At 65.7% G+C, this 13,687-nt stretch carries 10 protein-coding genes; 9 read left to right on the top strand and 1 reads right to left on the bottom strand.

The genetic code is table 11. From position 1 onward, the window contains the following. Positions 1-99 precede the first annotated feature (99 nt). From ppsA to HPS01S_RS09670, 5 genes are all read left to right on the top strand, one after another. Positions 100-2,499 (top strand): phosphoenolpyruvate synthase, encoded by a 2,400-nt coding sequence (ppsA, locus tag HPS01S_RS09690; protein WP_066154600.1) that lies wholly within the window; start codon positions 100-102, stop codon positions 2,497-2,499. A gap of 143 nt (positions 2,500-2,642) precedes the next feature. Continuing rightward, on the top strand, positions 2,643-2,864 hold the full coding sequence (locus HPS01S_RS09685) for a hypothetical protein (RefSeq protein ID WP_066154596.1): 222 nt from the start codon (positions 2,643-2,645) through the stop codon (positions 2,862-2,864). Between the two features lie 3 nt (positions 2,865-2,867). Beyond that, positions 2,868-5,630 (top strand): ATP-binding protein, encoded by a 2,763-nt coding sequence (locus HPS01S_RS09680; RefSeq protein WP_066154593.1) that lies wholly within the window; start codon positions 2,868-2,870, stop codon positions 5,628-5,630. Then, the gene (locus HPS01S_RS09675) at positions 5,627-6,001 is read left to right on the top strand and encodes a response regulator transcription factor (protein WP_066154590.1); all 375 of its coding nucleotides are present in this window, start codon (positions 5,627-5,629) and stop codon (positions 5,999-6,001) included. Before HPS01S_RS09680 ends, HPS01S_RS09675 begins: the two co-directional genes overlap by 4 nt. After that, positions 5,998-8,193, top strand: a complete 2,196-nt coding sequence (locus HPS01S_RS09670; RefSeq protein ID WP_066154587.1) for a 3'-5' exonuclease — start codon at positions 5,998-6,000, stop codon at positions 8,191-8,193. Before HPS01S_RS09675 ends, HPS01S_RS09670 begins: the two co-directional genes overlap by 4 nt. Positions 8,194-8,214: 21 nt before the next feature. Here the strand turns inward: HPS01S_RS09670 and HPS01S_RS09665 are convergent, their stop codons facing one another. Next, positions 8,215-10,080, bottom strand: a complete 1,866-nt coding sequence (locus HPS01S_RS09665; protein WP_218016593.1) for a putative nucleotidyltransferase substrate binding domain-containing protein — start codon at positions 10,078-10,080, stop codon at positions 8,215-8,217. A 164-nt stretch (positions 10,081-10,244) separates the two neighbouring features. Between HPS01S_RS09665 and HPS01S_RS09660 the strand changes: the two genes are divergently transcribed. From HPS01S_RS09660 to HPS01S_RS09645, 4 genes are all read left to right on the top strand, one after another. Next, the gene (locus HPS01S_RS09660) at positions 10,245-10,538 is read left to right on the top strand and encodes a hypothetical protein (protein WP_066154750.1); all 294 of its coding nucleotides are present in this window, start codon (positions 10,245-10,247) and stop codon (positions 10,536-10,538) included. Further along, entirely contained in the window at positions 10,538-11,113 is a 576-nt protein-coding gene (locus HPS01S_RS09655; RefSeq protein WP_066154584.1) for a tetratricopeptide repeat protein, read from the top strand. Before HPS01S_RS09660 ends, HPS01S_RS09655 begins: the two co-directional genes overlap by 1 nt. Before the next feature lie 152 nt (positions 11,114-11,265). Further along, on the top strand, positions 11,266-11,526 hold the full coding sequence (locus tag HPS01S_RS09650; protein ID WP_066154581.1) for a DUF4212 domain-containing protein: 261 nt from the start codon (positions 11,266-11,268) through the stop codon (positions 11,524-11,526). Between the two features lie 3 nt (positions 11,527-11,529). Continuing rightward, on the top strand, positions 11,530-13,641 hold the full coding sequence (locus tag HPS01S_RS09645) for a sodium:solute symporter family protein (RefSeq protein ID WP_066154577.1): 2,112 nt from the start codon (positions 11,530-11,532) through the stop codon (positions 13,639-13,641). Positions 13,642-13,687 lie beyond the last annotated feature (46 nt).

Below are 13,687 nucleotides of genomic sequence, written 5' to 3'. Positions count from 1 at the left end.
CAGAATGCTTGCCCCCTGCCCGGTGCACGACCCATAACAGAACCACAGGTCACCCGCTGGCGCATGGAGCCCCCGGTTTTTCAACCTTAGGAGTCTTCCATGTCCAACCTGTTCGAGCCGACCGCCCTGGTCGTGCCCTTCGAAAAACTGCGAATGAGCGATGTCGAGATCGTCGGCGGCAAAAACGCCAGCCTCGGCGAGATGATTTCGCAACTGCCCCAGGGGGTGAAGGTGCCCACGGGCTTCGCCACCACGGCCCACGCCTTCCGCGAGTTCCTCAAGGCCGACGGCCTGACCGACCGGATCAACGCGCGCCTGGACGCGCTCGACACCGAGGACGTGCGCGCGCTGGCCGAAGCCGGTGCCGAGATCCGCGCCATGGTCGAGAACCAGCCGTTCCCGGCCGATCTGGAAAAGGCCATCCGCGAGGAGTTCGCCCGCCTGAGCGAAGGCAACCCCGACGCCTCGTTCGCCGTGCGATCCTCCGCCACGGCCGAAGACCTGCCCGACGCCTCGTTCGCCGGCCAGCAGGAAACCTTCCTGAACGTGCACGGCATCGAGGATGTGCTGCACAAGATGAAGGAGGTGTTCGCCTCCCTCTACAACGACCGCGCCATCAGCTACCGCGTGCACAAGGGCTTTGCCCACGCCGAGGTGGCCCTGTCGGCCGGCGTGCAGCGCATGGTGCGTTCCGACCTCGGCGCCGCCGGCGTGATGTTCACCATCGACACCGAGTCGGGCTTTGAAGACGTGGTCTTCATCACCTCCAGCTACGGCCTGGGCGAAACGGTGGTGCAGGGCGCCGTGAACCCCGACGAGTTCTACGTGCACAAGCCCATGCTCAAGGCGGGCAAGCAGGCGGTGATCCGCCGCAACCTGGGCAGCAAGCTGATCGAGATGGTGTTCTCCACACCCGAGGAGAAGGCTGCGACGAAGAAGCTGGTGAAGACCGTGGACGTGCCGGTCGAGCTGCGCAACCGCTACAGCCTGACCAACGCCGAGGTCGAGCAGCTGGCGCACTACGCGCTGGTGATCGAGCAGCACTACGGCCGTCCGATGGACATCGAGTGGGGCAAGGACGGCACCGACGGCCAGCTCTACATCCTGCAGGCCCGCCCCGAGACGGTGAAGAGCCAGTCGGCCGGCAAGACCGAGGTGCGCTACAAGCTCAAGGGCAAGGGTGCCGTGCTGGCCAGTGGCCGCGCCATCGGCCAGAAGGTCGGCACCGGCCCGGTGCGCCTGGTGCACAACATCAGCGAGATGGACAAGGTGCAGCCCGGCGACGTGCTGGTGACGGACATGACCGACCCGAACTGGGAGCCGGTGATGAAGCGCGCCAGCGCCATCGTGACCAACCGCGGCGGCCGCACCTGCCACGCTGCCATCATCGCGCGCGAGCTGGGCATCCCGGCCGTGGTGGGCTGCGGCAACGCCACCGACCACCTGAAGGACGGCACGCTGGTGACGGTCAGCTGCGCCGAGGGCGACACCGGTCACATCTACGACGGGTTGCTGGAGACCGAGGTGACCGAGGTGCAGCGCGGCACCATGCCCGAAGTCGACGTCAAGATCATGATGAACGTCGGCAACCCGCAGCTGGCCTTCGACTTCGCCCAGGTGCCCAATGGTGGCGTTGGCCTGGCGCGGCTGGAGTTCATCATCAACAACAACATCGGCGTGCACCCCAAGGCCATCCTGGACTACCCGGCCGTCGACGCCGACCTGAAGAAGGCGGTGGAGTCGGTGGCCCGCGGCCACGCTTCGCCGCGCGCCTTCTACGTCGACAAGGTGGCCGAAGGTGTGGCGACGATTGCTGCCGCGTTCTGGCCCAAGCCGGTCATCGTGCGTCTGTCGGACTTCAAGTCCAACGAGTACCGCAAGCTGGTGGGCGGCAGCCGCTACGAGCCCGACGAAGAGAACCCGATGCTGGGTTTCCGCGGCGCCGCACGCTACATCAGCGAGGACTTCGCCGAAGCCTTTGCCATGGAATGCGAAGCCCTCAAGCGCGTGCGCGAGGACATGGGCCTGACCAACGTGCAGGTGATGGTGCCTTTCGTGCGCACGCTGGAGCAGGCGCGCAAGGTCACCGAGCTGCTGGCGGCCAAGGGTCTCAAGCGCGGCGAGCACGAGCTCAAGCTGATCATGATGTGCGAGATCCCGAGCAACGCGGTACTGGCCAAGGACTTCCTGCAGTACTTCGACGGCTTCTCGATCGGCTCCAACGACCTGACCCAGCTCACCCTGGGCCTGGACCGCGACTCCGGTCTGGAATTGCTGGCACACGACTTCGACGAGCGCGATCCGGCCGTCAAGGCGCTGCTCAGGCTGGCCATCGGCGCCTGCAGGGCCGAGGGCAAGTACGTGGGCATCTGCGGCCAGGGCCCCAGCGACCACCCGGACTTCGCCCAGTGGCTGCGCGACGAGGGCATCAGCTCGATCTCCCTGAACCCGGACTCGGTGGTCGACACCTGGCAGTTGCTGGCATCTTCCGCCAAGTGACCGCCGGTCTTTGAGCGCCGAAACGGCCGGGCTCTGCCCGGCCGTTTTTCTTTGTGCTCCAGCGTAAGGCCGGGGTCAGTGCCTGGCGCACAATCAGGCACAAAGGCGACCCCACGAGGTCGCCGCCGACAGAGGAGACGCGCATGTTTCGAGGACTGGACGCCCAACGCCTGGTGGCCCTGTTCGTGGCCGGTCTGTTGCTGTTCAACTTTCCGCTGCTCGCGCTCTGGGACCATGACATCCGCGTGCTGGGGCTGCCCCTGTTCCCGGCGGCGCTGTTCCTGATCTGGGCACTGCTCATCTGCGCGCTGGCCTGGATCGTCGAGCGTTCGCCGGACACGTCGCCCGGCGGCGATCGCCACTGAACCATGCTGTCCGCCCCGCTGGTCATCGGCGTCTCCTTTGCCTACCTGCTGCTGCTGTTCGCGGTGGCCTATTGGGGCGACCGCCGCGCGCAGGCGGGGCGCTCGGTCATCGGCAACGCCTGGGTCTATGCGCTGTCGATGGCGGTCTATTGCACGGCCTGGACCTACTTTGGCAGCGTCGGCCGCGCCGCCAGTTCGGGCGTGTGGTTCCTGCCGATCTACCTGGGGCCCATGCTGGCCATGGTGCTGGCCTGGATGGTGGTGCGCAAGATGATCCGCATCGCGCGCACCTACCGCATCACCTCCATCGCCGATTTCATCGCCAGCCGCTACGGCAAGAGCCCGCTGCTGGCCGGGCTGGTGACGCTGATCACGTTGGTGGGCATCGTTCCCTACATCGCGCTGCAGCTCAAGGCGATTGCCAGCGGTTATGCGGTGCTGACCTCCCCGCTGGGCGAGGCGGCGCCTCCGCCACAACAGTGGTGGCGCGACAGCACGCTTTACGTGGCGCTGGCGCTGGCCGGCTTCACCATGGTGTTCGGCGCCCGGCACCTGGACAGCACGGAACGCCACGAAGGCATGGTGGCGGCGATCGCCTTCGAGTCGGTGGTCAAGCTGGTGGCGTTTCTCGCGGTGGGCCTGTTCGTCGCCTACGGCCTGTACGACGGGCTGGGGAACTTGTTCGCGCAGGCGGCGGCGCAGGGGGCCATCCACCGTCTGCTGCAGTTCGACCAGGGCCAGCCCTTCGCCTACGCCCAGTGGACCGGACAGACCCTGCTGGCCATGCTGTCGGTGCTGTTCCTGCCGCGCCAGTTCCAGGTCATGGTGGTGGAAAACGTTCGCGAGCAGCACCTGCGCCGCGCGGTCTGGGTGTTTCCGCTGTACCTGTTGCTGATCAACCTGTTCGTGCTGCCGATCGCCATCGGCGGTCTGATGCATTTCGGCCCCGGTCGTATGGACCCGGAAACCTTCGTGCTGTCGCTGCCGCTGTCCGAGGGCCAGAGCGGTCTGGCGCTGCTGGCCTTCGTGGGCGGTCTGTCGGCCGCCACGGGCATGGTGATCGTCGAGGCCATCGCGGTATCCACCATGCTGTGCAACGACCTGGTGATGCCGATGCTGCTGCGCAGCCGCCGGGTCGGCATGCGCTCGGCCAGCGATCTGACCGGGCTGCTGCTGCAGATCCGGCGGCTGGCGATCCTTCTGATCCTGCTGCTGGGCTACCTGTATTTCCACCTGGCGGGCGAGGCTTACGCGCTGGTGAGCATCGGCCTCATCAGCTTTGCCGCAGTTGCACAGTTCGCCCCCGCGATGCTGGGCGGCATGTACTGGAAGGGCGGGACGCAGCGAGGCGCGCTCGCGGGGCTGGTGCTGGGCTTTGGCTTCTGGGCCTACACGCTGATGCTGCCTTCGCTGGCGAAGTCGGGCTGGCTGTCCGACGGATTCCTGGACCACGGCCTGTTCGGATGGACATGGCTCAGACCCGAGGCCTTTCTGGGCTTGAGCGGGCTCGACAACCTGACCCATTCGCTGTTCTGGAGCCTGCTGGCCAATGTGGGGGCCTATGTGGCGGTGTCGCTCTGGCGAGCCCCGTCGGCGGCGGAGACCAGCCAGGCCCTGTTGTTCGTCGACGTGTTCCACCGCACCGAGGGTGCCCGTCCGGTGTTCTGGCAGGGCAGGGCGCAGGTGCCCGACCTGCAGGCTCTGATGGTCCGGTTCCTGGGGCCCACCCGGGCAGGGCAGTTGCTGCAGGCCCATGCGCGCGACCGCGGGGTGGCACAGGTGGCCGACATCCCGGCCGACGCGCGGCTGGTGCAGTTTGTGGAAACCCAGCTGGCGGGTGCCATCGGCAGCGCCTCGGCCCGGGTGATGGTGGCCTCGGTGGCCGAGGAAGAACAGCTCGACCTCGACGACGTCATGCGCATCTTGGACGAGGCCTCGCAGCTGCGGGCCTACTCGATGGCGCTGGAGGAGAAATCGCAGTCCCTGGAGCGCGCCACCACCGAACTGCGGGAGGCGAACGAGAAGCTGAAAAGTCTGGACCGGCTCAAGGACGACTTCATGTCATCGGTGACGCACGAGCTGCGCACGCCCTTGACATCGATCAGGGCGCTGTCGGAACTCATGCGGGACGATGACGCCATGGAGTTGGCGCAGCGGCAGCAGTTCCTGGGCATCATCGTGACCGAAGCCGAGCGCCTGAGCCGCCTGGTCAACCAGGTGCTGGACATGGCCAAGATCGAGGCAGGGCATGCGGAGTGGACCGTGGCCGAGGTGGATCTGCGCGAGGTGGCCGAGCAGGCGGCCGACAGCATGGCCGAGATGTACCGGGAGCGTGGCGTGCTGCTGCAGCGGGTGCTGGCCGAGCATGTGCCCCTGGTGGAGGCCGATGCCGACCGCCTGACCCAGGTGGTGCTGAACCTTCTGTCGAATGCGCTGAAGTACGCGCCGCGCGAGAACGGACAGGTGGTGTTGCGCCTGGACTGCGATGGCGGCCGCGTGCGCATCGAGGTGCAGGACAACGGCCCCGGTATTCCGCCGGATCAGCAGGCCATGGTGTTCGAGAAGTTCCGGCAGGTGGCCGGCGACGCACACTACCGGCCTGGCGGCACCGGGCTGGGGCTGCCGATCAGCCGCCAGATCGTCGAGCATTTCGGCGGGTGCATGTGGCTGCGGTCAGAGGCGGGGCAGGGCGCCTGCTTCGGGTTCTCGCTGCCGGTGGTGGCCGGAGGTGAACAGACAGGCCCACAGAGGAGACAAGACACATGAGCACGAAGATCCTGATTGCCGACGATGAACCGAACATCCTGATTTCGCTGGAGTTCCTGATGAAGCGCGAGGGCTACGAGGTGGTGCTGGCGCGCGACGGCCAGGAAGCGATGGACGCCATCGTCCGTGAACGTCCCGCACTGGTGCTGCTGGACGTGATGATGCCGATCAAGACCGGTTTCGACGTCTGTTGCGAGGTGCGCGCCCACGAAGCCGTGCGAGACACGCTGATCGTCATGCTCACGGCCAAGGGCCGCGACACCGACGTGGCCAAGGGCCTCGCGCTGGGCGCCAATGCCTACATGACCAAGCCGTTCTCGACCAAGGAGCTGGTGCAGAAGGTGCGGGAGCTGCTGGGAGGCGGTGCATGAGTCTTCAGAAGAAGACCGACCCGCGCCTGTGGTGGTTGCTGGGCGCGGCCGCGGTGGCCTCTTTGCTGTGGCTGGGGGCGACCTTCGGCCTCATCGGCTCTGCCATGGAGGCGCAGGAGCGCCAGGCGGTGCTGCAGACCGTGGGCGACCGGCTGGTGCTGATCGTGCTGACCTGGGCGGCGGGCATGGGGGTGATCGGCTGGGGCCTCAAGCGCTGGTTCGACCTGTGGGTGACGCCCTCGGTGCAGCTGGCCGAGGAGGCCCAGGTGCTGCTCAAGACCGACGTGGTGCGCGCACTCACGCCCAAGGGCAATGCCGAAACCAAGGTGCTGGTGGGCCTGTTCAACCAGTTGGTGGCGCAGCGGGAAGACCTGCGCCGCGAGATGGACCACAAGGTGCACGAGGCGGCGCGCGGCATCGAGCAGGAAAAGAGCCGGCTGGCCGCGCTGATGTCCGAACTTACCCAGAGCGTGGTGGTGTGCAACCTGGACGGGCGCATCCTGCTCTACAACAACCGGGCGCGCATGCAGTTCCGCGCGCTGTCGCAGGCGCCGGGCGTGGCCGGGGGCGCCGAGCTGATCGGGCTGGGGCGTTCGGTCTACAGCGTGTTCGACCGCAAGCTGGTGGCGCACGCGCTGGAGAACATCCAGCAGCGCATGGCGCGCGGCGCCGCGCAACCCTCGGCCCAGTTCGTCACCACCACGCCTGCCGGGCAGCTGCTGCGGGTGCAGATGGCGCCGGTGCGTGCGCCGTCTGGCGGTGGCGCCGAGGACTCGAGCCCGGCATTGACAGGTTTCGTGCTCATGCTGGACAACATCACGCGCGAGTTCGAGGTCGAGGCGGCCAAGGACCAGGTGCTGCACACGCTGACCGAGCGCAGTCGGGCGGCGCTGGCCAACATGCAGGCGGCGCTGGACATGCTGGACTACCCCGACCTGGATGCGGCCATGCGCGAGCGTTTCCTGGGTGTGATCCGGGACGAGACGACGGCCCTCAGCCGGCGCATTGGCGATCTGGAGGCCGGTTCGGCCGACAGCCTCAAGACCCGCTGGCCGCTGGAGGACATGCTGGGCGTCGACTTCGTGACGGCGGCTCTGAGGCGCATCGAGGTGGCAACCTCTGTGCCGGTGTCGGCCGCCGAGGTGGATGGCGGGTTGTGGTTGCGGATCGAGAGCTTCTCGCTGATCCAGGCTCTGGCGTACCTGGCGGGGCGCCTGTCCGACGAGTTCGACGTGCGCTTCGTGCAGCTGCGCCTTCAGCCGGCCGCTGGCTCGGCGGGCAAGGCCTGGCTGGACCTGATCTGGAGCGGCCAGGCCATGAGCACCGAAACCGTGATGAGCTGGGAGATGGATCCGATGAAGGTGGGGGACGAGACCCTGCGGCTGACGGTGCGCGACGTGGTCGAGCGGCACAACGGCGCCTTCTGGTTCGAGCGCGAGCGCATCCGCCACCAGGCCTTCTTCCGCTTCCTGCTGCCGCTGGCCAGCCCGCAGGAACAGGTGGACGCCGCCACCTTCGTACGCAGCGACAGCCGACCCGAGTACTACGACTTCGACCTGTTCAAGACTACCGAGCAGACGCGCTCAATGGACGACCGCCTGCTGACCGAGCTGACCTACACCGTGTTTGACACCGAGACCACGGGCCTGAACCCGTCGCAGGGTGACGAGATCATCCAGATCGGTGCCGCGCGCCTGGTGAACAACAAGCTGCTGCGGCAGGAGTGCTTCGAACAGCTGGTGGACCCGAAGCGGCCCATCCCGCCGGCCACCATTCCGATCCACGGCATCCAGCCCGAAATGGTGATCGGCCAGCCGACCATCGACCAGGTGCTGCCGGCCTTCCACGCCTTCGCGCAGGACACGGTGCTGGTGGCGCACAACGCAGCGTTCGACATGCGCTTCCTGCAGCTCAAGGAAGGACAGACCGGCGTGGTGTTCGACCAGCCGGTGCTGGACACGCTGCTGCTGTCGGCGGTCATCCACCCGAACCAGGACTCGCACCGCCTGGAAGCGATCGCGGAGCGTTTCAACGTCACCGTCATCGGCCGCCACACCGCGATGGGCGACGCCATGGTGACGGCCGAGGTGTTCCTCAAGCTGATTCCGCTGCTGGCCGAAAAGGGCATCCATACCCTGGGCCAGGCGCGCGAAGCCGCGCAGAAGACCTACTACGCCCGGATCAGGTACTGATGCCGGCGCGGTGCAGGGGCTTCACATCCTGTACCGCTGGGCCAGCACGCCCTGCAGCGAGGCCACCACGGCGAACGCATCCTTGAGCTGGGCGCGCTCGAAATTGGAGATCTCGTCGGGGTTGAGGAAGTTGTCGGGGTTCTGGCCCGCGGTAATCTGGCGCGACTGGTGCTGGATGCGCAGAAAGGCCAGGAACTCCAGAGCGTCGCGCAGGTCGCGGGCGCTCTGCTCGCTGATGGCGCCACCCGCTGCCGCGCCGAGCAGGCGGTCGTGCGTGTTGACGGCGCTGTCGCCACCCGCGAGCGCATAGACGCGGGCCAGATCGACGATGGGAACGATGCCGCTGTGTTTGAGGTCTATGGTTCCCTTGTGTTCACCACTGCGGATGGTGGTGAGGCCCTTGAACATGCCCAGCGGCGGCTGGTGCTGGAGCGCGTTGCCGACCATGTAGGCCAGAAAGATGCTGTTGCCCTGGGTGCGCTGCAGAACGTCCTGCCGCAGCTTGTCGAGCATCTCCATGTTGCCGTGGATGGCGCGCAGGTCGAAGAACACACAGGTCAGCATCAGCGACTTTGGATCGGGCTGGCCGGTCCAGCGCGCGAAGTACTCCATCCACTTGCGCCGAGGCTGCCGCCACTCGTCCGTCATTGCCATCATCTCGCCCGGACAGTGGACGTAGCCGCAGGCGTCAAGCCCGTCGCAGACGAAGGTCGACAGGGCCTTGAAATAGACCCCGTGCCGCACCTCGTCGTAGGCATCGTCGAGCACCATGCAGTTGTCCTGGTCGGACTTGGCGGTCTGCTCGCTGCGGGCCTGCGAACCCGCCGCCACCCACACATAGTCGACCGGGGCCGGTCCGAGCTGCGCCTCGCCCAGCTGCAGCAGCCGGCAGGTGATCGCGTCGGTGATGGCGGTGACGATGTGGCCGGTGCTGTGGGCCGAGGCCTCGGCCGCGGCCAGGTTCTGCTGCAGGCGCCGGACCTTGCTGGCCACGGCCTGCAGGCCATCGAGCGTGGTCTGCTTGTAGATGTCGCCCGCCAGGTAGACCGCCGAGGTGCTGTGCTGCTCGGTCAGGTCGGTGGCGGTGATCATGCCCACGATGCGCTGGCCGTCGAGCACCGGCACGTGGTGGATGTTGTGGCGCGCCATCAGCAGCAGGGCGTCAAACGCCGGGCTGTGCACATCGATGCTCATGGGCGCGAGAGTGGCGATGTCGGCGATGGGGCGCGCGGTGTCGAGCCCGGCCGCGATCACGCGGTTGCGCAGGTCGCGGTCGGTGATGAGGCCGAACAGCAGGCCCTGCTCAGTGATCAGCACCGAGGACACGCGCTGGTCGCTCATCGCCTGGGCCGCTTCGCGGATGCTGGTCTGCGGTGACAGCGCGACCGGCTCGCGCTTGATCAGGGCTCGGACCGGCGTGGTCATGAGGTTGAGTGCGGGGTCGCTCGGCCCGCCACCACCAGCCCGGCCGCCGGGTACTGGCCTGGAGGCGCCGGGGAGGCTGCCAAGGAAATAGGTCAGACCAGGTGTTTCTCGGCACAGGGTCTGCACCGTGAGTGCGTCCAGCCGGGCGCAGGTGACGGCTGTTGTGGCCCTGGCACCGCAGATGCCCAGCGCATCGCCGAGGCCAAGGCCGAACAGGTCCCCAGCCTGCAGATCCAGCACCCCGTCGCCATCCGCATCGAGCAGTTGCGCCTGGCCTTCGATCAGCCAGTAGAGGTGCTCCCCGAACCGCTCGCCTCCGGTCAGCCGCTCGCCGGCCGACGCCTGAACCGGGATCAGGGCTTTTGAGAGGGAAGACCGCGTCGGTGGCGCCAGCATGCCCAAAACCCGGTGGTTCTCCAGCGCGCGGGCCAGCAAGCAGGAAGAGGAAGATGCGTGGTCCATGGCGCAACGATTGTGTGACGAGATGAATCGATCCTACATCCGGGCCGGGGTGGATCAGGGAAAACCCTCTCCGTGTTTGACCGGGGGGTGCTCTTGCAGGGCAGGTTTGTAAGGAGTTGGTAAGTTGCCAAATCAGAATGGGCTCACCGTTACACGATCCTTACATGTTGACGCTCATTCTCGCGATCAAACTGATTGCCGAAATTGCCCTCATGGCGTTGTTCGGGCAATGGGTGCTTGGGCTGCTTGCGGGGGAGCGCAAATCGACCAACCTGTTCTACCAGGTGCTCGAACAGATCGGGCGGCCCTTTGTGCTGCTAGCTCGCTTCATCACGCCACGTTTCGTGCTTGAACGCCACCACCCTCTGGTGGCGTTTCTGTTGTTGGGGCTGGTATGGGCGGGAGCGACCGTGGCCAAGATCTCCCATTGCGTGAAGATCGGGGTGCAATTGTGCTGATGAAGGGATCCTTCGAAGACGGGTATGTGCGATGGCAGGTCCGTCTGCTGTTGCTGGCTGGACAGAAAACGCAGGCCCTGACCCGCATCGAGCGCCATCTGGCTTCGCGTCCGGACAACGCCTATGCCCTGGCGACCCGAGCCCATCTGCAGGCCGAACTGGGGGACAAGTCCGGCGCCATTGACTCGATCGAACGGCTGGTCAGCGTGCAGCCGCGTCAGGCTTCGGCCTGGTTCAACCTGGGATTTCTGCGGGAAGAGGTGGGACGGCTGGAGCAGGCCGAAGAGGCCTTTCGTCGGGCCACCGACATCGACCCCCAACTGGATCGCGCCTGGTACGGCCTGGCGCTGTGCCTGATCCGCCTGCGCCGTTTCGACGACGCCGTGGTGGCTCTGCGCAAGAACACCGAATTGCAACCCATGAGTCCCTACGGCTGGTACCAACTGGCCAGGGTTCATGTTGACCGGCAAGAGCCCGAAGAGGCGGCGAAGATCATTCGCCATCTCAAAAAGTTCGAGCCGAAAGTGGCGGCACAGCTCGAACGCGAGACGGGTCTGGGTGTTGCCCCGACCTGAGTGCCTGCCGGCGACATGCCGGCAGTCATTTTCCTGGCGCAGGTGCAGTGACGCGAGTTTGCTCACGCACGGGTCGGTTGCAGGCCACCGGAAGGAGACGGGTGGCGCCCGTGATCTGCCCGAAAGGGTGTTCTTGAAAAGAGGTCGATGCCATGGAATTGACTGAGAACCACCGCCGATACTGGCGGAAAAACCTGAACATCACCGCCATATTGCTAGCAATCTGGTTCGTGGTGACCTTCGTTGTGAGCTACTTCGCCCGTGACCTGAACTTCAACTTCTTCGGTTGGCCGTTCAGCTTCTGGATGGGCGCGCAGGGTGCGCTGGTGGTGTACTGCCTGATCATCGGGTACTACGCTTGGTACATGAACCGCCTTGACATCGAGCACGGTGTCGAAGAATCCGAGGAGTGAACCATGGCAGGCATGTTTGAAACTGCAGGCGCTGCCGGAGGCTCCAACAAGGCCTTCAAGCAGCAGCTCAACAAGGTTTACAAGTGGTACACGGGGGGCTTTTTTGTCTTTGTGATCACGTTGGCCATCCTTGAGCAGATGGGACTGTCCCGCGAATGGATCGGCTTCATCTTCCTTCTCGCGACCATCGGTCTGTACGCCGGCATCGGCATCATGAGCCGCACGACGGACGCTGCCGAGTACTACGTGGCGGGGCGCCGGGTGCCCGCGGTCTACAACGGCATGGCGACCGGCGCCGACTGGATGTCGGCGGCGTCGTTCATCGGCATGGCCGGCACGCTGTACCTCACGGGCTACAGCGGATTGGCGTTCATCATGGGCTGGACGGGCGGCTACTGCCTGGTGGCGCTGTTTCTGGCGCCGTATCTGCGCAAGTTCGGGCAGTTCACCATTCCAGACTTCCTGGGTGAACGCTACGGCGGCAACCTGCCGCGTTTCCTGGGCATCTTCGCCGCCATCCTCTGCTCCTTCACCTACGTGGTGGCACAGATCTACGGCGTGGGCATCATCACCTCGCGCCTCACGGGTGTGGCCTTCGAACTCGGGGTCTTCCTGGGTCTCGGCGGCATTCTGGTGTGCTCGTTCCTGGGTGGCATGCGTGCGGTGACCTGGACCCAGGTGGCCCAGTACATCATCCTGATCATTGCGTACATGATCCCTGTCGTCTGGCTGTCGGTGAAACAGACCAGCGTGCCCGTGCCGCAGGCGATCTATGGCTTCCAGCTGGAGAAGGTCACGGCCAAGGAAAAGCTGCTGATCAACGACGCCAAGGAACTCGAGGTGCGCGAGATCTACAAGAAGCGCGCCGCCGATCTGGATGCCAAGCTCAAGGATCCCGCCAACGCGCTGGCCGCGGACAAGGCCGCTGCCGAGGCCAAGCTGGCCGAGCTGCGTGCTGCCAATGCCCCCGCCGCCGACATTGGTGCGGCCGAGAAGGCCCTGGCTGGGGTGCCCAAGGACGAAGCGGCTGCCAAGAAGGCCTGGACCGCCGCGAAGACGGCCGCTGAAAACAAGGCCAAACCGCTCAACGGTATGCCTGCCCACGCAGCACAGTTCTCGGGCGATCCGAACGGCGACGAGAAAGCCCAGAAGGCGTACGACGAGTCCCGACGCAACTTCCTGGCTCTGATCTTCTGCCTGATGATCGGTACGGCCGCCTTGCCCCACATCCTCATGCGGTACTACACGGTCCCCAGCGTGAAGGAGGCCCGCCAGTCGGTGACCTGGTCGCTGTTCTTCATCTTCCTGCTGTACTTCACGGCGCCGGCGCTCGCGGTGCTGGTCAAATACGAGGTGTTCCATGTGTTGGTGGGAACGCCATTCGACCAGTTGCCGCAGTGGGTGGCCGCGTGGAACAAGGTGGATCCATCCTTGTTGTCTGTTGCTGACGTCAATAAGGACAACATCCTGCAGCTCAACGAGATGAACATCGGCGGCGACATCGTGGTGCTGGCAACCCCCGAAATCGGTGGCCTGCCATACGTGATCTCGGGCCTGGTGGCGGCGGGTGGTCTGGCCGCTGCGCTGTCGACGGCTGATGGCCTGCTGCTGACGATCGCCAACGCGCTGTCGCACGACCTGTACTACAAGATGATCGACCCGAACGCTTCGACGGCCCGTCGGGTGACCATCTCGAAGATGCTGCTGCTGATCGTCGCGCTGGCGGCAGCCTACGTCGCGGCGCAGAAACCGGCGGACATCCTGTTCCTGGTGTCTGCGGCCTTTTCGTTCGCTGCCGCGGCGTTCTTCCCGGCCCTGGTCCTCGGCATCTTCTGGAAGCGCGCCACGGGCATTGCGGCCTCGCTGGGTATGGTGGCGGGTCTCGGTATCACTTTCTACTACATGATGACCACCCAGCCTTGGCTTCGCGGGATCTTCGGTGTGACCTCGCCGGTTGAACTCTGGTATGGCATCCAGCCGATCTCGGCTGGCGTCTTCGGGGTACCGGTAGGTTTCCTGGTGATCATTGTGGTCAGCCTGATCACGCCGGCGCCGAGTCGAAAGATTCAGGAGCTGGTGGAGCACGTTCGCTATCCGAATCTGAAGCTCGGCTGATCGTTCTCACCCTCCCGCCGGCATGCCCGGCGCGAGGGGGCCAGGG

Origin of the sequence: Hydrogenophaga pseudoflava NBRC 102511, assembly GCF_001592285.1 — a bacterium.
Lineage (GTDB): Bacteria > Pseudomonadota > Gammaproteobacteria > Burkholderiales > Burkholderiaceae_C > Hydrogenophaga > Hydrogenophaga pseudoflava.
The sequence above is the reverse complement of the archived record's forward strand: the minus strand, read 5'-3'. Positions and strand labels throughout refer to the sequence as shown.

What these genes read in the sequence shown, in the direction of transcription:
- HPS01S_RS09660 (WP_066154750.1), top strand. Translation starts at nt 10,245, where the DNA reads ATGTTGACGCTCATTCTCGCGATCAAACTGATTGCCGAAATTGCCCTC.
- HPS01S_RS09675 (WP_066154590.1), top strand. Translation starts at nt 5,627, where the DNA reads ATGAGCACGAAGATCCTGATTGCCGACGATGAACCGAACATCCTGATT.
- HPS01S_RS09665 (WP_218016593.1), bottom strand. Translation starts at nt 10,080, where the DNA reads ATGGACCACGCATCTTCCTCTTCCTGCTTGCTGGCCCGCGCGCTGGAG.
- HPS01S_RS09670 (WP_066154587.1), top strand. Translation starts at nt 5,998, where the DNA reads ATGAGTCTTCAGAAGAAGACCGACCCGCGCCTGTGGTGGTTGCTGGGC.
- HPS01S_RS09645 (WP_066154577.1), top strand. Translation starts at nt 11,530, where the DNA reads ATGGCAGGCATGTTTGAAACTGCAGGCGCTGCCGGAGGCTCCAACAAG.
- HPS01S_RS09685 (WP_066154596.1), top strand. Translation starts at nt 2,643, where the DNA reads ATGTTTCGAGGACTGGACGCCCAACGCCTGGTGGCCCTGTTCGTGGCC.
- HPS01S_RS09680 (WP_066154593.1), top strand. Translation starts at nt 2,868, where the DNA reads ATGCTGTCCGCCCCGCTGGTCATCGGCGTCTCCTTTGCCTACCTGCTG.
- HPS01S_RS09650 (WP_066154581.1), top strand. Translation starts at nt 11,266, where the DNA reads ATGGAATTGACTGAGAACCACCGCCGATACTGGCGGAAAAACCTGAAC.
- HPS01S_RS09655 (WP_066154584.1), top strand. Translation starts at nt 10,538, where the DNA reads ATGAAGGGATCCTTCGAAGACGGGTATGTGCGATGGCAGGTCCGTCTG.
- ppsA (WP_066154600.1), top strand. Translation starts at nt 100, where the DNA reads ATGTCCAACCTGTTCGAGCCGACCGCCCTGGTCGTGCCCTTCGAAAAA.